Here is an 18,313-nt window from a genome sequence, read left to right as displayed (position 1 = left end):
AAATAATATTTTAAATAAATAATTTTCTTAGTTGTTTTTTTAATGACTGGAAACAAATTTAAGCCCAATTATTGAAGCAATTAAAGTCGAAAGAAAAAATATCCTCCAGAAAGTTGCCGGTTCCTTAAAAACAAAAATCCCAACCAAAACAGTTCCAACTGCTCCAATTCCTGTCCAGACCGCATAAGCAGTTCCTATTGGCAAAACCTGAGTAGCTTTATAAAGCAAAATCATACTTATTGAAAGACAGACAAAAAAACCACCCATCCAATACGTTGATACCATTCCGGTTGTTTCTTTGGCTTTACCAAGACAAGACGCAAATCCAACTTCAAAAAGTCCCGCTATAATTAATAAAATCCAATTCATTTTTATTCTTTTTAAAATTGAATACAAAGATGAGAAAAGCTAATGGTAAATCACAGCTAATCTTTAAATTATCTAAACATTACGAATGTTAATTTATGTTAATAAATCTCAAAAATACCCGTGATTATTAATCATTTTTAGCACTTTTCACTACATTTGCATCCATTTTACAAATTTTTATGAAAAACGCTATACAAGTAGGTTTTTGGGAAAAATTAGCCCGAATCATACTTAAAAACAGAATTACAATTCTAATTGCTGTAGCAGCAATAACGATTCTTCTTGGTTATCAATGGAAAAATCTTGCTATGACTTATACTGAGGCAAATTTGCTTCCGAAAGATCATATCGCAAATAAAGAGTATCAAAAATTCTTAGATAAATTTGGCGAAGAAGGAAACCTGGTTGTAATTGGTTTTAAGGATGCCAACTTTTTTACTCCTAAAAATTATGCCGCCTGGAATGAATTGATGAGTGGCCTAAAAAAATCTAAAGAAGTAGATTTGGTTGTTTCTTTAAATGACTTGAAAAAGCTTGAAAAAGATACCGTTAATGAAAAATTTGTACTTTCTCCGTTTATCGACCAAAGCAAAACGTTTGATCCTGCTTATTTAAAAAAAGTTCAGTTTGACTTATTTAACAATCTTCCTTTTTATGAAGGATTATTATTCAACAAGGAAAGCGGAAGTGTGCGTTCTGCCATTTATATCAACAAAGACCTCGTAAATACAGCTGAGAGAAAAACTTTTATTCTTGAAAATCTGGTTCCAAAAATCGATAAGTTTGAAAAAACAACCGGTGTTGACTTAAAAGTTTCCGGAATGCCTTATATCAGAACCATCAATGCAAATGATATGAAAGGCGAAATCGGACTGTTTATTGGTGCCGCTTTGGGAGTAGTTTCACTGATTTTCTTTTTCTTTTTCCGATCATTCAGAGCTACTTTTATTTCGATTTGTATTTTAATTGTGGGCGTAATGTGGTCTTTTGGAACATTAGGGTTGTTTCATTATAAAATCACGATTTTAACCGCAATTATTCCGCCGTTAATTATCGTAATTGGAATAACAAATTGTATTTTCCTGATTAATAAATACCAACAGGAAATCAAACTCCACAACAATCAGGCAAAAGCATTGCAGCGTGTTATTTCTAAAATTGGGGTTGCAACCTTAATGACAAACCTGACTACCGCAATTGGTTTTGCAACCTTTATGATTACGGGCAATGATCTGCTTTTTGAATTTGGCCTTGTAACATCCATAAATGTAATATCGGTTTACTTACTGACTTTGGTAATTGTACCAATTGTGTACAGTTTTATGCCACTGCCAAAAGAAAAACATTTATATCACCTGACTAAAACATATATTTCAACCTTACTGGATTCGGTAGAGAATATTGTGAAAAACAAACGAAAAGTAATCTATACAATTTACGGTTTGCTTTTGGTTTTTAGTGTTATAGGAGTTTCTCAAATGAAAGTTTCCGGAAGTTTAATTGGTGAAATGCCAAAAACAGCTTCATTTTTTAACGATATTTTGTTTTACGAAAAGGAATTCAATGGCGTAATGCCTCTCGAAATTATGATTGACACCAAAAAGAAAAAAGGTGTGATGAAATTGTCGACTATGCGTAAAATGGATGAGCTGCAAAATACGATTGCAGCTATGCCGGAATTATCGAAACCTGTTTCTGTAGTAAATCTGGTTAAGTATTCGAAACAGGCTTTCTACAACGGAAAACCTGAATATTACCAATTACCAACATCACAGGAGCAGACTTTTATTTTGAGTTATGCCAAAAACGCCACAAAAAACAGCAAAGATAATTTAATGAAAGCTTACGTTGATTCGACCGGACAATACGCCCGAATCACAACTTTTATGAAAGATATCGGTACAGACGAAATGGCGAAAGTAGAGAAAAAATTACATTCAAAAATTGATGAAATTTTCCCGAAAGACCGCTTCGAAGTTACCGTTACCGGAAAAGCACTGGTTTTCCAGAAAGGAACTTCGTATTTAGTTGACAATTTAATTGAGTCATTGATTTTTGCTATTTTAACCATTGCAGTTTTGATTTTGTATTTATTCCGATCATTTAAAATGGTAATGGCATCCGTAATTACGAATATCCTGCCGCTTTGTATTACGTCTGGATTAATGGGTTATTTTGGAATTCCGCTAAAACCTTCAACAATTCTGGTATTCAGTATTGCATTTGGAATCTCGGTAGATAATGCGATTCAGTTTATGGCGAAGTACCGACATGACTTGCTTCAAAGTGGAAAAGTCAAAAAATCTGTTTTCAGTGCTTTAAGAGAAACTGGAATTAGTACTTTCTATACATCAGTAGTTTTAATTTTAGGTTTTGCGACTTTTACATTATCGAGCTTCAGCGGAACTATTGCATTGGGAGGATTAATTTCTTGTACTTTGGCTTTTGCGATGTTTGCAAACTTGGTTGTATTGCCTTCATTGGTTTTGACTTTTGAAAAGAAGAAAACTAAGAAAGAGGAATTGGAGAATTTGGATAAATAGAAGTTTTTGCCGCAAATGGTTATGAATTGGCACGAATTGAATTGAAAATGAAAAATGGAATCAAAACTTAGCATTATTGAATTCAGAGATCGAATTAAAAACAACACTGTTATTGGAAATCCAAAATTTAAGTTAGTTAGTCCATTTGGTCTATTCAGAATATTTGGAAGTATTTCGAGACCATTTTAAGGAGATTTTGAAGATTCAACATTTCGTTTAACAACCAATTCATCTATATCGCCAAAATTATATACAATTAAAGGCAAATACGAAATAATAAATAAAGTGCTAAATATTAGTTACATAATTGAACCGACTCATAAACTTTCAATCATTTGGCTAAAGTATTTTCCAATTATTGCATTTGTTTTAGCAAATTCAGTTCTTATTAGTCAAGAAAACGTTCCTTTTCAAGTATATTTAATTTTTAACTTGTTCATTGTTTTTTCATTGTTTTACACAAGATGGCTTCCCAAACAAGAAATGAAAAATTTAAAACGAAAGTTCAATGAAATATTTGAGATTATAATTTAAATTAAAATACATACATAGTTTGTCATTCCGAGGAACGAGGATCGCACGCGGAACTTAACAACGATTGGCGACTTTCTTTGCTGAATTACTAGTGTGATTTCTCCTTCGTCGAAATGACAGAAAGAGAATAATTAGTAAATTCATAAAAAAGAACGGGCTCTCATGAAAACGAGTGCCCTAGCCCCGATAGAAGCGGTATCCTTTTTAGGCAATCGGGAGTATCTTGTTTACCATTAACGTTCTGCCTAAAAAGATACAAGCGGATAGCGGGAAATAGCTTCAAAAATTAATTATTATCGTTTATATTTGCAATTCGATATAAAAAACACTGATTTTATTTTAATGTAAAATCGGCAATCTAAAATCTAAAATTAAAATGAAACACACAAAGGTTAAAGACTTATTAAACAGTACGACGACGCTACAGGAAGTGAATGCAAAAGGATGGGTGAGAACTTTTAGAAATAATCAGTTCATCGCGCTTAATGACGGTTCTACAATTAATAATATACAATGTGTTGTTGATTTTGAAAATACACCGGAAGAGATTTTAAAAAGAATCACGACCGGAGCTGCGGTTTCTGTAATTGGAACTTTGGTTGAAAGTAAAGGTGCGGGTCAGAAATATGAAATTCAGGTGAATAAACTTGAAATTTTAGGAGATTCTGATGCAGAGAAATTCCCAATGCAGCCTAAAAAACACTCTTTGGAGTTTTTACGTGAAAATGCTCACCTGCGTGTTCGTACTAATGCTTTTGGAGCGATTATGCGTGTACGTTCAGTATTGTCATTTGCTGTTCACAAATATTTTCAGGACAAAGGATTTGTGTATGTAAATACGCCAATTATTACCGGAGCTGATGCTGAAGGTGCTGGAGAAATGTTTCAAGTTACTTCATTGCCTTTGGATAATCTTCCAAAAAATGAAGAAGGAAACATTGATTTCAAAAAAGATTTCTTTGGAAAACACACGAACTTAACAGTTTCCGGACAATTAGAAGGAGAAACTTTCGCTATGGCTTTGGGTCAGATTTATACTTTTGGACCAACTTTTAGAGCAGAAAACTCAAACACTTCTCGTCACTTGGCAGAATTCTGGATGATCGAGCCTGAAGTTGCTTTCAACGATTTGGATGACAACATGGATTTGGCTGAAGATTTTATTCAGTACGTAATTAAATATGCTTTAGACAATTGTGGAGATGACTTGAAATTCTTAGAAGGAAGACTTCTTGAAGAAGAGAAATCAAAACCTCAGGCAGACAGAAGCGAAATGGCTTTGTTGGAGAAATTGAACTTCGTTTTGGAGAACAACTTCAAACGTGTTTCTTATACGGAAGCTATTGACATTTTAAGAGATTCAACTCCAAATAAAAAGAAGAAATTCCAATATATCATCAACGAATGGGGTGCTGATTTACAATCAGAACACGAGCGTTATTTAGTGGAAAAACACTTTAAATGTCCGGTAATTTTATTTGATTACCCGGCAAACATCAAAGCGTTTTACATGCGTTTGAACGACAACACTGAACCAGGAAGAGAAACAGTTCGAGCAATGGATATTCTTTTCCCTGGAATTGGAGAAATCGTTGGCGGTTCTGAAAGAGAAGAGCGTTACGATGTTTTGGTTGAAAAAATGAAAGCTTTAGAAATCGACGAAGAAGAATTATACTGGTATTTAGACACCAGAAGATTTGGATCGGCAACTCACGCAGGTTTTGGTTTAGGATTTGAGCGTTTAGTATTGTTTGTAACTGGAATGACAAACATTAGAGACGTAATTCCTTTCCCAAGAACTCCTGGAAGTGCAGAGTTTTAAGAATCATAAGTTTCTAACCTATGATCATTTACTTTGAAAACAACATAACCAGTGATTGGACAGGTTATCAAAAGCTAATTAATCTTGTTAATGATGCCAGCAAAATAAAAGATGAAAACATAATTTTTGATTTTGCTGGCGTTCATTTTTTTGAAGCAAATCTTTGTGCTGTATTGGGCACAATGATTGAAATTCTCGAAAATGAAAACAAAAAAATAACTTTTCAAAATTTTAATAATTCTGTACAAAAAATTTTATGTAAAAATGAGTTTTTAAGCAACCATGGTTTTGAAAAAGCAATAGATCACTACGACACTGTCGTTAAATACAGAAAATTTAATCCAACTGATGACGAAGGCTTTAATACTTACATTAAAAAAGAATTATTAAGCAAAAAAGATTTTCCATCACATAGTGAAAAATTAGGAAAAAAAATAATGCAAAACATTTTTGAACTTTATGAAAACGCCAGAACCCATGGAAAATGCAATTTCATTCATACTTGCGGGCAGTATTTCCCAAATTCTTTAGAAAAACAATTTAATATAACGATCGTTGACCGAGGTGTAAATATTAAAGAAAATGTAAATCGATTTTTGAAAAACGAAAATGAATTATCTAGTTGTGACGCAATTTCTTGGGCAATGCAAAAAGGAAATACTACAAAATCTGGAAACATTCCTGGCGGCTTAGGTTTAGATATAATTTTTGAATTTATAAAATTGAATAATGGAAAAATTCAAATCATTTCATCAAATGGTTTTTGGGAATACAAAAGAGGTGTAACTGAAACCAAAATATTAGAAAATCCATTTCAAGGAACAATCGCAAACTTAAGGTTTAATTTAAATGACAAATCATACTATTCTTTGGCTGAAGAACATTCAGAAAATTGGGATTTCACTTTTTAACTTTTTACTAATATAAAAAACACTAATTTTGTATAAAATACTTTTAAAATGAGCACTATAATAATCCGAGAAATTATCAAGGGAGACATCGCTGTATCTACAAGTGACGGAGATTTGATACATGATTTAATTACTGATTATTTGAAAAAGAATGAAACGGTAGCTGTTGACTTTGAAGGAATATCTATAATGACAACAGCTTTCTTGAATGCGGCCATTGGTCAACTATATAGTAATCCTACTTATTCTGATGATTTTTTAAATAAATATTTAAATTTAAAAAACGTAGCAAAAGAGGATAGAATACTTTTTAGTGAAGTAGTAAAAAGAGCTAAAGAATATTTTCGAGACAAAGACAGATTTGAAGACTCTACAAATTCAATAATAAATGGAGATTAAAATACAGGATTTCACACCTAAATACAATCAAATGTTTTTTTTTGATAATAATATTTGGATGTTTCTATTTTCTCCTATTGGAAATTATGAAAAAAACAAGCAATCAAGTATTTCAAATTTCCTTAGACAACTAAAAACATACAATTGTGATATTGTTCTCAACAGCCTTATTATTTCTGAATTTTCAAATTCCAATTTAAGATTAGATTTTAATCTTTGGAAAAATGAAACAAAAAACTATACCGCAGATTACAAAAAAGATTATCTCGCATCCTCCAGATATAAAAATACCGAAAAAGTTATTGAAAGTTGCATCAATCAGATTTTAAAATTATCAGAGCGTTTTTCAGATAATTTTAATTCAATAAATATTGAAAATGTATTAATGAATTTCAAAACCATTGATTTTAACGATGCTTATTATTTAGAATTATGCATCCAAAATAATTGGTTTTTTGTAAGTGATGACGGAGACTTTCAAAAAGTAAGTCATTCAGCTACTATTTTAAAACCATAAAAAAACAAAAACCTTCTCAAATCCCACATTTCAAGTTGCTTAAACTGTTTCTTGAAATATGAAACTTTTAACAATTATAAATGCTTAAGCAATTTTTAAATTTAAAATTATCCCAGAAATTATCTCCACAGCAAATTCAGCTGATGAAGTTAATTCAATTGCCTACGCAAGCTTTTGAACAGCGTTTATTAGAAGAAATGAACGAAAATCCTGCTTTAGAAGCCGGACAGGAAGACGAATACGAAGCAGATGAATTCGCTAATGAAGACTACGACGATTATGATGATGCCGAATCAGACAGAATCGAAGCTGAGGACATCAACATTGATGAATATCTAAGCGACGACGATACGCCTGATTACAAAACACAGGTTAACAATTACAGTGAAGATGAAGAACGCGAAACGCCTTTTGCATCTCCAATCAGTTTTCATCAGGATTTAATCAATCAGCTGAATACTTTTATTCTGAATGATCAGGAGCGTGAAATCGCTGAATTTCTTGTTGGAAGTATTGATGATATGGGTTACATCCGCAGAAGCATTCCGGATATTGTAGACGATATGGCTTTTACTCAGGGAATTTATACTGACGAAGCAATGGTCGAAAAAATGCTTCATGTAATTCACGAGTTGGAACCTTCAGGAGTTGGGGCGCGTGATTTACAGGAATGTCTTTTATTACAATTAAAGCACAAAACACCGACTGAATATGTTGATTTAGCGATTGATATTATTGAAAATCAGTTTGATGCTTTTACTAAAAAACATTACGATAAACTTTTACAGAAATACGCGGTTTCAAACGAACAGCTTAAAAAAGCCATTCACGAAATCGAAAGACTGAATCCAAAACCGGGTGGTTCTTTTACAGGAAACAATAAAGTTACGGAAAACGTTGTTCCGGATTTTGCGATCAGAATTGTAGACGGTGAATTAGAGCTGACTCTAAACGGACGAAATGCTCCTTCCCTGCACGTTTCTAAAGATTATCAGGAAATGATGCAGACGTATAAAGATTCCCGTGATAAATCGACGGCACAGAAAGATGCGGTTCAGTTTATCAAACAAAAACTGGATTCGGCTAAATGGTTTATCGATGCGATCAGACAGCGTCAGGAAACACTTTTTGTAACAATGAATGCGATTATGCACTATCAGGAAGAATTTTTCTTAGATGGCGATGAAACCAAATTAAAACCCATGATCTTAAAAGACATTGCAGATATGGTTGGTTTGGATATTTCGACAATTTCGCGTGTTGCCAACAGCAAATATGTTGAAACGCCATACGGAACAAAACTGATTAAAGAATTTTTCTCTGAAGCGATGAAAAACGATCAGGGAGAAGATGTTTCGACTTTAGAAATCAAAAAGATTCTTAAGAATACAATTGAGGAAGAAGATAAAAAGAAACCGCTTCCAGACGATCAATTGGCCGAAATCTTAAAAGAAAAAGGGTATCCGATTGCCAGAAGAACAATTGCCAAATACCGTGAACAACTTGATATTCCGGTGGCAAGGATGAGAAAGAAGATTTAGTTTTTTCTATAAAATAGAAAACCCGACAAATTTTTTAAAATCTGTCGGGTTTTTATTTGGATTAAAAGCTTATTTATACTGATCCGGAAATATCTTCACATTAAATAAAAAGACTTTCTTTTTATCACTGTAGCTATAAACTAATGTATAGTCATTTTCTCTAAAAGTCTTAAGACCTGCATTTGATTTAGCTGTACTAATGAGGCTTTTTTCAATTTCTGTTTTTATAACATTTATCTCAGCTGTTTGCTTTATAACATTTAATAAAATCAGATTATACTGCACAGTTCTTTCTTCGTGTAAACTTACACTTTCCAGACGAATTCCATCCTGAATAATCAACGGGCAATTTTCATTGTATTTTTTAACCAATTCAACAACTTCTTTATTTACTTCTTCAGTATTTTCAGCAAGAAAAAAATAAAAATACCCTGCTGTACCCAACGCTATTATAATAATTGCTAAAAATAGAATATTCTGTTTTCTCATTTTATGGTATTTTTAAATAAAACTACAATCTATTTTTCCTGTATTTTTTTCATGGCATTATAATACGCTGCACGGCTAAGCGGCTCATATTCTTCGGTTTCGCCAAGCATCACCAATTTATCATTATCGGTTTTACGGAAACTGTAATTTGCCAGGTTTCCGGTTCTGGTACAAACGGCATGAACTTTAGTTACATATTCTGCAGTAGCCATAAGTCCGGGCATTGGTCCGAATGGATTTCCTTTAAAATCCATATCAAGTCCTGCAACTATCACACGAATTCCCTGATTGGCAAGATCATTACAAACCGTGATAATTTCATCATCAAAAAACTGCGCTTCGTCAATTCCGATGACGTCACAGCCTTGTGCTAAAATTGCGATATTCGCAGCTGCCGGAACGGGAGTTGAGCGAATTTCGTTGGAATCGTGAGATACTACCATTTCGTCATGATAACGTGTATCAATAGCAGGCTTGAAGATTTCGACTTTTTGTCTGGCAAATTGGGCGCGTTTTAATCTGCGGATTAACTCCTCGGTTTTACCCGAAAACATTGATCCACAAATAACTTCAATCCAGCCAAATTGTTCTTTGTGATTTACTGTATTTTCGAGAAACATTTTGTATTTTTCTACCTTTAAAAATGAATAGTTTTTATTACTTTGTACTGGTAATAAATTGACGTGGAAAATTGTTATTTTACACTTTTTCAAAAGTAGAGAATTTTTATCAAATTGAAGATTCGCTCGCATTTATTAACAGAAAATAAATATCAGGCGAATTTCTTTCGCGAATAAAAAATACATTCAAAATATACTAAAATACCCTATTCACTATAATTTCAATAGTTATGAAAAAAAAACTGGAAGCCGATTTAATCAGCATTGCACATCGAATTTTAAAACTTAAAAACAAATCCGATATCAATCAATTGTATTTGGAAACACAGAAATTATACGAGAAACTGGCGATTTTAAAATTTGTAGAAGAAAATTTCGATGATTTAAAACCAACTATCGGATATAGCGAAATAGAAACTCAGGTTGAAACTATTTTTGAAAAAGAAGAAAATCCTGCTACAGAAATTAAGGCTGAAGAAACACTCCCTGTCGCCGTTGAGGAAACTGCAATTGAGGCAGAAACTATTGCTGAACCTGAAATTATTGAAGAATCCCCTGAAGAAATCGTTGCCGAACTTCCAAAAGTGATTATTGAGCCAAAAGAAATTGTAGTCGATATTCCCGTAGAAATTGTTGAGGAGATTGCTAAAGAAATTGAAGCCCCTGTTTTGGAAGCCAAAAAAGAAACAGAACCAGCCGAAGAACTTTCTTTTAAAACAGTAAGCGATTTAAAACCAATTCCTGATTTTAAACCTGCATTTGAATTAGAAAAAGAAGAAATAAAGGCAGTAGAACCAAAAGCAGAAACAACTTCAAAATCTAATGCTGTGTCTATTTCGTTTGAAGATATTTTAGGCGTTAATTATGCCGATGCGCAATTTGTAAAAGTTGACGATTTTGAAAATGTCACTCCAACACCAACTGCATCTACAAATGAATTTAAAGAGAAAAAAGAACCTGTTCAGACTGTAATTGCGGAACCTGCAAAACCAAAAACAGTTCCGTTAAACGAAAAACTGGCAAAAGGTTTCCATATAGATTTAAACGACCGAATTGCCTTTACCAAAAACCTTTTCGGAAACAATACCGAAGATTACAGCCGTGTTTTAAATCAACTTCTGACTTTTGATGATTATAGCGAAGCAAAAGAATTCATCGACACGATGGTAAAACCGGATTATAACGACTGGCAAGGTAAAGAAGATTATGAAGAGCGTTTTCTTGGAATTATTGAGAAGAAATTTTCATAATCATTGCCATCTCACATTTTACATTTCACAAACAAACTATGTCTAAATTATATATCGTTCCAACGCCAATTGGCAATCTCGAAGACATGACTTTTCGTGCCATCCGGATTCTCAAAGAAGTCGATTTGATTTTGGCCGAAGATACCCGAACGAGTGGCAAATTGCTGAAGCATTTTGAAATTGGCACACACATGCACAGCCATCATATGCACAACGAGCATAAAACGACCGAAAATTTAATTGCACGTTTAAAAGCAGGCGAAACCATCGCCTTAATTTCAGATGCAGGAACTCCGGCGATTTCAGATCCGGGTTTCTTATTGACCCGGGCATGTGTCGAAAACAAGATTGAAGTAGAATGCCTTCCGGGTGCAACGGCTTTTGTTCCCGCTTTAGTAAACAGCGGACTGCCGAATGACCGTTTTATTTTTGAAGGTTTCCTTCCGGAGAAAAAAGGACGCCAGACCCGTTTTTTGGCTTTGGCCGAAGAAACCCGAACGATGATTTTGTATGTTTCTCCACATAAACTAGTTAAAACTTTAAGTGAATTTATTCAGTATTTTGGAGAAGACAGACAAGTTTGCGTTTCGCGTGAATTATCAAAATTACACGAAGAAAATGTACGCGGGACTGCAAAAGAAGTCCTGATACATTTTGAGAAAACAGCGCCACGAGGAGAAATTGTTGTAGTTGTTGCCGGAAAAACAATAGAGAAAGAAGCTAAGAAAAGTAAATATTCGAAAGACGAAGAGGAATAAATATTTTTAACCACAAATTAGAATTAAATAAAGAAAAAGTCGCCACGAATTTCACAAATTAGCACGAGTTTAATTAGTGGAATTTGTGAAATTCGTGGCGAAAAAACATCAAATAATATATCATGAGCATCCAAACCTTTTTAGAAAAAGTAAAACAAAACCCAACACAAATAACATTTCCTGAAACTATTTCAGTAATCGAGGAAAACTACAACTTTACGCCAACTGCTTTCCAAAACGGAACTCAACATAATGCTGCGGGCGAAAATTCAGGTTCCTGCAAATTATTTTCTTTCGCAAAATTGCAAAACTTAAGCAAAGAAGAAACTTTAGCCTGTTTTGGCGCTTTTTATTTTGAAGAAGTTTTAAAAGATCCAAACGGAACAAATCATCAAAACATTAGAAATTTCATCAACTTAGGCTGGGACGGAATTCAGTTTGAAGGAAATGCTTTGGAGTTGAAATAAATGCTAACAGTGTTTTAAACGATACTAAATGAAGGAAACATTAAAAGAAATCCCACTTGTGATATTTCTGCTCATAATTAGCATTCCTTTGTTGATACTATTTTTTCCTGTAATTCTAGTTTATTTCATATTTGATTATTTCCGAAAAAAAAGCTTCAAAAAGAAATATCAGGATTATTTATTATTGATTGAAGGAAAAAAATTTTTCTGTTATAATACTCGAAAAAATAATCATCATTATATCGAAAAAAACATTGTTGGGAAACTTAGTAAAGACATTGAATATGTCTTTTTGGAAGGACGGAATCTAAAATCCGAACTTCCTAAAGAATATATTTCACATATGTTATTTAACGTTTCTGACCGAAAAGGATTTCCTTACTTAATCAAAATTACTAACGGAAAAGCAATAGATAAGTCGATAAGTAGTCAATTTTATAACTTCAAAAGTCAAAATAAAAATCCTGAAGATTTAATAATTTTGATAAATAATAGTTTTGACAATTTAAAGCCTTAAATCAACATTTTAAAATCTAAAATCAACAATGCGCTGGACAATAAAACCAAAACCTTCTGAAGATAAAATCAAACATCTGGCACAAGCTTTAAATGTAGAAGATTTTGTAGCCACGCTTTTGATTCAGCGCGGAATTGAAACTTTTGAAGATGCAAAGAATTTCTTTCGTCCATCATTAGAACATCTTCATGATCCGTATCTGATGAAAGATATGGACAAAGCTGTTGCAAGAATCGAATTGGCGATTGAAAATCAGGAGAACATTTTGGTTTTTGGCGATTATGATGTCGACGGAACGACTGCTGTTTCTTTGGTTTCTTCGTATTTGAAATCCCATTACCCAAATATTGCGACTTATATTCCGGACCGTTACGATGAAGGTTACGGAATCTCTTATAAAGGAATTGACTTTGCAGACGACAACGGATTTTCTTTAATTATCGCTTTAGACTGTGGAATAAAATCTATTGATCATATCGCCTACGCGAAAGCAAAAAAAATTGATTTTATAGTTTGTGATCACCACAGACCAGGCGAAATTCTCCCGGATGCCGTTGCTGTCTTAGATCCAAAAAGAGAAGACTGCTACTACCCTTACGATGAATTGTGCGGCTGCGGAGTTGGTTTTAAACTGATTCAGGCTTTAGGTCAAAATCGAAATGAAACCATTGAAGATTTAGTTCCGTATCTTGACTTAGTGGCTACGGCAATCGCAGCAGACATTGTACCGATTACAGGTGAAAACAGGGTTTTGGCTTATTTCGGTTTACAGGTTATCAATAGCGACCCTCGCCCGGGAATAAAAGCTTTGGTGCATCAGGTGAAAAAGAAAACCTTAGATATTACAGATGTTGTTTTTATTATTTCTCCAAGAATAAATGCAGCCGGAAGAATCAAACACGGGAATCATGCGGTTGAATTGTTGACCGAATTTGATTTTGAACAAGCTCAGCAGTTTGCTTCTGAAATCGAAAAATACAATGCAGACCGTAAAGATCTTGACAAAAGAATCACCAAAGAAGCTTTCCAGCAGATTATAGAAAATAATGAAGAAGAACGATTTTCAACGGTAGTATTTCAGGAAGACTGGCACAAAGGCGTAATCGGAATTGTAGCTTCGAGATTAATCGAGACTTATTACCGCCCTACTTTGGTTTTTACTAAAAGCGGCGATAAATATGCTGCTTCTGCAAGATCTGTAAAGGGTTTTGATGTTTACAATGCGCTCGATGCCTGTGCTGAACATCTGGAACAATTTGGAGGACATATGTATGCTGCCGGAATGACTTTGAAGGCAGAAAATTATCCGGCTTTCAAAACGGCTTTTGAGAAATGTGTCGAAGAAACCATTTTACCCGAAATGCGGACTCCTGAAATCGAAATTGATGCCGAAATAAATTTTTCGGATATAACGCCAAAACTGATTCGGATTTTAAAACAATTTGAACCTTTTGGTCCTCAGAATATGACACCGGTTTTTATGACCAGAAACATAAAAGATACAGGTTACGCCAAAACTTTAGGTGCAGATGATGAACATTTGAGACTTTTTGTAAAGCAAAATGATCCAGAAGGAATTGCTGCTATTGGCTTTGGTTTAGGAAAAAAAATAAATATTGCACAAAATCAAAATCCGTTTCAACTAGCCTATTGCATTGCTGAGAATGAATGGAACGGAAATATTACAACTCAGCTTATGCTGAAAGACATTAGAATAAATGAATAACAAAGAAAAGAAAAACGACCCGTATCAGGCGTTACGCTATAGAGAATTCAATGTGTTTTTATTATTGCGTTTCGCGATGGTTTTTGCCTGGTCCATGCAATTTATTGTAATTGAATGGGAAGTTTACAGTTTAACTAAGAATCCGCTTTCGTTAGGGATAATTGGCTTAATGGAAGTTATTCCAGCCGTTGGAATGGCTCTATTTGCCGGACATATTGTAGACCAAAGAGAAAAGAAAGGATTGTTGGTAAAATGTATTCTTGGATTCTCCGTAATCAGTTTCGGACTGTTTTTATTAACCTGGCCAAAAGTTGTAGGCGGATTGTCTTCCGATACAATTTTATATTCGATTTATGCCTTAGTATTTTTAGGAGGATTAGTTCGTGCTTTTCTTGGGCCGACTATTTTTTCGCTTCTTTCATTGATTATTCCTAAAAAAGCATATCCAAATGCGGCAACCTGGAGTAGTACGGTTTGGCAGATTGGAGCGGTTATGGGTCCCGCATTGGCAGGATTTTCAATCAACTGGATTGGCGTTCACTGGTCTATGTGTCTGGTATTCGGATTTTCTATTCTTTCCTTAATTGCCTTATCGCAAATCAGCAAAAAACCAATCTTAAATCCGAAAATTGGAGAATCTATAAAAGACAGTCTTACTGAAGGTTTGAATTTTGTATTCAAAAACCAAATTGTTTTAGGTGCGTTATCGCTTGATATGATTGCGGTACTTTTTGGCGGAGCGGTAGCATTATTGCCTGTTTTTGCTCAGGATATTTTAAAAGTGGGTTCTGAAGGTTTTGGTATCTTAAGGGCTGCTCCGGCAGTAGGATCTTTTATTACAGTACTCGTTTCTGCTTATGTACCTTTAAATAAAAATGCAGGAAAGAAACTTTTAACAGCCATATTTGTTTTTGGATTGTCGATCATTTTATTTGGTCTTTCAACTTATTTCTGGCTTTCTGTTTTCGCTTTATTTTTGAGTGGACTTGCTGACGGAATTTCGGTTGTAATCAGGCAAACTATCTTGCAGCTTAAAACGCCGGATCATATGCGTGGTCGTGTTGGTGCTGTAAATTCAATTTTTGTTGGATCTTCTAATGAACTTGGTGCTTTTGAAAGTGGTGCAACCGCCAAATTAATGGGAACTGTAACTTCAGTTGTTTTTGGTGGAAGTGTGACGCTTTTGACCGTTATTGTAACCGCACTTAAATCACCAACTTTTAGAAATTTGGATCTGAATAGAGATATGGAAGATCATCAGAAATTGGAATAAAAAATAACTTTAAACCATATAAGTTCATTTAAAGGATTACGATATAAACTAAAATGAACTTATATGACTTATATCGTAAAGAATTTTTCACAATTTTATCAATTTTTTATTTAGAATTAATATAAATAATATTTATATTTGTTGAAATAAAGGATTTTATAATGAAAGATATTGAACAGATATACCATAATAACTTTGGGGTAGCCTTTTACTGGAAAAAGGAAAACAAAACCATTTTAGATAAAGTACAATTGGTTTTCAGGGAAACCGGATTCTACCTTTCCATATCTGAGTTGAATCAGTTTTGTGATTTAATTGAAGACAGCCTTATTGAAAACACTTGTTGCAAAGCTTGTGAAATGAGAAATTCCTGCCATAAATTTTTACTCAAAACACCTTTATCCCAAGTTGATTTAGCCGTTTCTATGAAAGAAATAAAATCCATAAAAGATTTGATTGAAGGAACTTTATTTCGAATTGACCTAGATGAATATGTATATGGACCGGGCTTAAACTAAGAAATTCTAAATTATTTAACAGGTATTTTTCATAATTTAAATATATTTATTTAAAAAAAGTATATTTACGATAATGAAAATAGCTCGTAATCTTTTTACCGTTTTTGTCCTGAGCTTGTTTTTAATAAGCTGTAAAAATGAATCTGACAATTACACAGACCCACGCGGAACCGATTACGCAGGTTCTGAAAGCTGCATTCAATGTCATCAAAAGCAGCATGAAACTTCTATACTCAGCGCCCATTACAAAGCCACATTACCCGGAACTAAAGAAAATATCTTAGGGCATTTTACAAATGGCAAAAATACTTTCGTCTATGACCAAAATACTAAATTAGTCATGGAAGAACGTAATGATTCACTTTATCAGGTATTATACAAAAATGAAAAAGAAGTTAAAGCACATCCTTTTGACGTTCTCTTTGGCTTTAAACATGCACAAACAAGTGGATATTGGAAAAATCATTCTTTTTATGAATTGCCCATCTCTTACTATAAATCGATAAACAACTGGGCAACAAGTCCGGATTATTCTGCTACGAAAGCCAATTTTAGTAAAAAAATACAAAAAGAATGCTTTTCGTGCCACAGTTCTAATATTGCAAGCGACTATGTGACTACAAACAGTTCAGAAGCTTATAATTATATGGGAATGGAAGTCCATAACTTTATGAACAAAAACACTTTAGTTTATGGGATAGATTGCGAGCGCTGTCATGGACCGGCAAAAGAACATGTCCGGGCGCATTTAAAATTTCCTGATTTAAAGAAAGCGCAAAATATGGTTTCTTTTCGTAATATGAACAGGCAGCAAAGAATAGATGCCTGTGCCTTATGCCATTCGGGGAATGATAAAATTAAACTAAAATCAAGATTTCAATTTAAACCGGGAGAAAGTCTGTCCGATTATTTTCAGGAAAACCGACGTCCAAAAGACACTTTGAATTATGACGTTCATGGCAACCAGCTGGGCCTGCTTTCTCAAAGCAAATGTTTTCAGAAAAGCCAGACTATGGACTGTATTACCTGTCATAATCCCCATCAGGATGCGCCTCAGAAAAGTATTTCTTATTCTAAAATCTGCATGAGCTGCCATCAAAGTACACAGCACAAAGCTGCTACTTTAAAAACAATTTCAAAATCGGGGTTAGCGAATAATTGCCTAGAATGTCATATGCCAACACAAAATTCGAAAGTAATCCGTTTTCAGCAATCAAATAGTTCAGCTGTTAACAGCTATTCGCTAAGAACGCATAAAATAGCTATTTATCCGGCTGCTAAAAATTAATTATTTATCAAACTTTTTAAGCTCAAAAGTTTCACCATCAAAAACACCGTAAGTAAAATAACCTATCCAGTCACCCAGATTTACATATTTTGAATCTTCTCCAACCGGAATGATCATAGGCAGGTGACGATGGCCAAAAATAAAATAATTATAATGTTTGGTTTCGAGTTTTCGTTTGGCATACAAAACCAGCCATTCGTTTTCTTCGCCCAAAAATTTCACATCATCATCACCGGAAATCAATTTGTTTTTAACTGATAAGTATTGCGCTAAACTAACACCAACATCAGGATGAAGCCAACGGAAAAGCCATTTTGAAAAAGGATTTGTAAATACTTTTTTCATCCTTTTATATCCTTTGTCGCCGGGACCTTTTCCATCACCGTGACCAATTAGGAATGTTTTTCCGTTAAACGTAAATTCTTTATTGTCATGATAAACCGGAATATTTAATTCGGTTTCAAAATAATCGTTCATCCACAAATCATGGTTCCCTACGAAAAAATAAATTGGTATTCCACTGTCGCGAAGTTCAGCCAGTTTACCTAAAATACGAACGAAGCCTTTTGGCACAACCGTTTTATATTCGAACCAAAAATCGAATAAATCACCTAATAAAAAAATAGCTTCCGCATCTTCTTTTACCTCATCAAGCCAGGCCACGAATTTTTTTTCACGAGGCAAACTCAATTCGGGAGTTGGAGCTCCAAAATGCTGATCAGAAGCAAAATATATTTTTTTCATCTGGTTTTTTAGATTGTTAGATCTTAG

At 33.8% G+C, this 18,313-nt stretch carries 19 protein-coding genes; 15 read left to right on the top strand and 4 right to left on the bottom strand.

Annotated features, from left to right (window positions below; all coding sequences use genetic code 11):
• Positions 1–39: 39 nt before the first annotated feature.
• Entirely contained in the window at positions 40–369 is a 330-nt protein-coding gene (locus tag DMB68_RS15090) for a DMT family transporter (protein WP_110347492.1), read from the bottom strand.
• A 179-nt stretch (positions 370–548) separates the two neighbouring features.
• Between DMB68_RS15090 and DMB68_RS15085 the strand changes: the two genes are divergently transcribed.
• The 7 genes from DMB68_RS15085 to rpoN all read left to right on the top strand — a co-directional run bounded on the left by DMB68_RS15085 (position 549) and on the right by rpoN (position 8,636).
• Positions 549–2,912, top strand: a complete 2,364-nt coding sequence (locus DMB68_RS15085) for an efflux RND transporter permease subunit (RefSeq protein WP_110347491.1) — start codon at positions 549–551, stop codon at positions 2,910–2,912.
• 54 nt (positions 2,913–2,966) lie between these two features.
• Complete coding sequence (locus DMB68_RS23745) at positions 2,967–3,101, top strand: hypothetical protein (protein ID WP_262510116.1); 135 nt, start codon at positions 2,967–2,969, stop codon at positions 3,099–3,101.
• A 721-nt stretch (positions 3,102–3,822) separates the two neighbouring features.
• Positions 3,823–5,268, top strand: coding sequence for an asparagine--tRNA ligase (gene asnS / locus DMB68_RS15080; protein ID WP_110347490.1), 1,446 nt, complete (start codon positions 3,823–3,825; stop codon positions 5,266–5,268).
• 20 nt (positions 5,269–5,288) lie between these two features.
• Entirely contained in the window at positions 5,289–6,179 is an 891-nt protein-coding gene (locus DMB68_RS15075; protein WP_110347489.1) for an ATP-binding protein, read from the top strand.
• Positions 6,180–6,227: 48 nt separating this feature from the next.
• Positions 6,228–6,578, top strand: a complete 351-nt coding sequence (locus DMB68_RS15070; RefSeq protein ID WP_110347488.1) for an STAS-like domain-containing protein — start codon at positions 6,228–6,230, stop codon at positions 6,576–6,578.
• A complete protein-coding gene (locus tag DMB68_RS15065) occupies positions 6,568–7,095 on the top strand; it encodes a twitching motility protein PilT (protein WP_110347487.1) in 528 nt (175 codons plus the stop codon). Before DMB68_RS15070 ends, DMB68_RS15065 begins: the two co-directional genes overlap by 11 nt.
• A gap of 80 nt (positions 7,096–7,175) precedes the next feature.
• Entirely contained in the window at positions 7,176–8,636 is a 1,461-nt protein-coding gene (gene rpoN, locus DMB68_RS15060) for an RNA polymerase factor sigma-54 (protein ID WP_110347486.1), read from the top strand.
• Positions 8,637–8,705: 69 nt separating this feature from the next.
• Here the strand turns inward: rpoN and DMB68_RS15055 are convergent, their stop codons facing one another.
• Together DMB68_RS15055 and DMB68_RS15050 are read right to left on the bottom strand one after the other, a co-directional pair.
• Positions 8,706–9,125 carry a hypothetical protein gene (locus DMB68_RS15055; protein ID WP_110347485.1) on the bottom strand — a complete coding sequence of 140 codons (420 nt, stop codon included), beginning with the start codon at positions 9,123–9,125 and terminating at the stop codon, positions 8,706–8,708.
• 29 nt (positions 9,126–9,154) lie between these two features.
• Positions 9,155–9,745, bottom strand: a complete 591-nt coding sequence (locus DMB68_RS15050) for a thymidine kinase (protein ID WP_110347484.1) — start codon at positions 9,743–9,745, stop codon at positions 9,155–9,157.
• A gap of 230 nt (positions 9,746–9,975) precedes the next feature.
• Between DMB68_RS15050 and DMB68_RS15045 the strand changes: the two genes are divergently transcribed.
• From DMB68_RS15045 to DMB68_RS15010, 8 genes are all read left to right on the top strand, one after another.
• Positions 9,976–10,995: a hypothetical protein gene (locus DMB68_RS15045; RefSeq protein ID WP_110347483.1), complete on the top strand. Its 1,020-nt coding sequence runs from the start codon at positions 9,976–9,978 to the stop codon at positions 10,993–10,995.
• Positions 10,996–11,033: 38 nt separating this feature from the next.
• Positions 11,034–11,753, top strand: a complete 720-nt coding sequence (gene rsmI / locus DMB68_RS15040) for a 16S rRNA (cytidine(1402)-2'-O)-methyltransferase (protein WP_110347482.1) — start codon at positions 11,034–11,036, stop codon at positions 11,751–11,753.
• Positions 11,754–11,875: 122 nt separating this feature from the next.
• Complete coding sequence (locus DMB68_RS15035) at positions 11,876–12,220, top strand: HopJ type III effector protein (protein ID WP_110347481.1); 345 nt, start codon at positions 11,876–11,878, stop codon at positions 12,218–12,220.
• A 28-nt stretch (positions 12,221–12,248) separates the two neighbouring features.
• A complete protein-coding gene (locus DMB68_RS15030; RefSeq protein WP_110347480.1) occupies positions 12,249–12,737 on the top strand; it encodes a hypothetical protein in 489 nt (162 codons plus the stop codon).
• Between the two features lie 28 nt (positions 12,738–12,765).
• Complete coding sequence (gene recJ, locus DMB68_RS15025; RefSeq protein WP_110347479.1) at positions 12,766–14,463, top strand: single-stranded-DNA-specific exonuclease RecJ; 1,698 nt, start codon at positions 12,766–12,768, stop codon at positions 14,461–14,463.
• Positions 14,456–15,736 (top strand): MFS transporter, encoded by a 1,281-nt coding sequence (locus DMB68_RS15020; protein ID WP_110347478.1) that lies wholly within the window; start codon positions 14,456–14,458, stop codon positions 15,734–15,736. Before recJ ends, DMB68_RS15020 begins: the two co-directional genes overlap by 8 nt.
• 161 nt (positions 15,737–15,897) lie before the next feature.
• Positions 15,898–16,254, top strand: a complete 357-nt coding sequence (locus DMB68_RS15015) for a hypothetical protein (RefSeq protein WP_110347477.1) — start codon at positions 15,898–15,900, stop codon at positions 16,252–16,254.
• 73 nt (positions 16,255–16,327) lie between these two features.
• Complete coding sequence (locus DMB68_RS15010; RefSeq protein ID WP_110347476.1) at positions 16,328–17,542, top strand: cytochrome c3 family protein; 1,215 nt, start codon at positions 16,328–16,330, stop codon at positions 17,540–17,542.
• Here DMB68_RS15010 and DMB68_RS15005 read toward each other — a convergent pair whose 3' ends face one another.
• Positions 17,543–18,286, bottom strand: coding sequence for a UDP-2,3-diacylglucosamine diphosphatase (locus DMB68_RS15005; protein WP_110347595.1), 744 nt, complete (start codon positions 18,284–18,286; stop codon positions 17,543–17,545). It abuts the gene before it with no gap.
• Between the last annotated feature and the right edge of the window lie 27 nt (positions 18,287–18,313).

It is taken from the genome of Flavobacterium hydrophilum (assembly GCF_003202405.1).
Taxonomy (GTDB): domain Bacteria; phylum Bacteroidota; class Bacteroidia; order Flavobacteriales; family Flavobacteriaceae; genus Flavobacterium; species Flavobacterium hydrophilum.
Note: the sequence above shows the minus strand (reverse complement) of the source record. Positions and strands in the feature narration are given on the sequence as shown.

What these genes read in the sequence shown, in the direction of transcription:
- rpoN (WP_110347486.1), top strand. Translation starts at nt 7,176, where the DNA reads ATGCTTAAGCAATTTTTAAATTTAAAATTATCCCAGAAATTATCTCCA.
- DMB68_RS15055 (WP_110347485.1), bottom strand. Translation starts at nt 9,125, where the DNA reads ATGAGAAAACAGAATATTCTATTTTTAGCAATTATTATAATAGCGTTG.
- DMB68_RS15045 (WP_110347483.1), top strand. Translation starts at nt 9,976, where the DNA reads ATGAAAAAAAAACTGGAAGCCGATTTAATCAGCATTGCACATCGAATT.
- DMB68_RS15015 (WP_110347477.1), top strand. Translation starts at nt 15,898, where the DNA reads ATGAAAGATATTGAACAGATATACCATAATAACTTTGGGGTAGCCTTT.
- DMB68_RS15030 (WP_110347480.1), top strand. Translation starts at nt 12,249, where the DNA reads ATGAAGGAAACATTAAAAGAAATCCCACTTGTGATATTTCTGCTCATA.
- DMB68_RS15005 (WP_110347595.1), bottom strand. Translation starts at nt 18,286, where the DNA reads ATGAAAAAAATATATTTTGCTTCTGATCAGCATTTTGGAGCTCCAACT.
- DMB68_RS15070 (WP_110347488.1), top strand. Translation starts at nt 6,228, where the DNA reads ATGAGCACTATAATAATCCGAGAAATTATCAAGGGAGACATCGCTGTA.
- asnS (WP_110347490.1), top strand. Translation starts at nt 3,823, where the DNA reads ATGAAACACACAAAGGTTAAAGACTTATTAAACAGTACGACGACGCTA.
- DMB68_RS15085 (WP_110347491.1), top strand. Translation starts at nt 549, where the DNA reads ATGAAAAACGCTATACAAGTAGGTTTTTGGGAAAAATTAGCCCGAATC.
- rsmI (WP_110347482.1), top strand. Translation starts at nt 11,034, where the DNA reads ATGTCTAAATTATATATCGTTCCAACGCCAATTGGCAATCTCGAAGAC.
- DMB68_RS15050 (WP_110347484.1), bottom strand. Translation starts at nt 9,745, where the DNA reads ATGTTTCTCGAAAATACAGTAAATCACAAAGAACAATTTGGCTGGATT.
- DMB68_RS15075 (WP_110347489.1), top strand. Translation starts at nt 5,289, where the DNA reads ATGATCATTTACTTTGAAAACAACATAACCAGTGATTGGACAGGTTAT.
- DMB68_RS15090 (WP_110347492.1), bottom strand. Translation starts at nt 369, where the DNA reads ATGAATTGGATTTTATTAATTATAGCGGGACTTTTTGAAGTTGGATTT.
- DMB68_RS23745 (WP_262510116.1), top strand. Translation starts at nt 2,967, where the DNA reads ATGGAATCAAAACTTAGCATTATTGAATTCAGAGATCGAATTAAAAAC.
- DMB68_RS15010 (WP_110347476.1), top strand. Translation starts at nt 16,328, where the DNA reads ATGAAAATAGCTCGTAATCTTTTTACCGTTTTTGTCCTGAGCTTGTTT.
- DMB68_RS15035 (WP_110347481.1), top strand. Translation starts at nt 11,876, where the DNA reads ATGAGCATCCAAACCTTTTTAGAAAAAGTAAAACAAAACCCAACACAA.
- DMB68_RS15020 (WP_110347478.1), top strand. Translation starts at nt 14,456, where the DNA reads ATGAATAACAAAGAAAAGAAAAACGACCCGTATCAGGCGTTACGCTAT.
- recJ (WP_110347479.1), top strand. Translation starts at nt 12,766, where the DNA reads ATGCGCTGGACAATAAAACCAAAACCTTCTGAAGATAAAATCAAACAT.
- DMB68_RS15065 (WP_110347487.1), top strand. Translation starts at nt 6,568, where the DNA reads ATGGAGATTAAAATACAGGATTTCACACCTAAATACAATCAAATGTTT.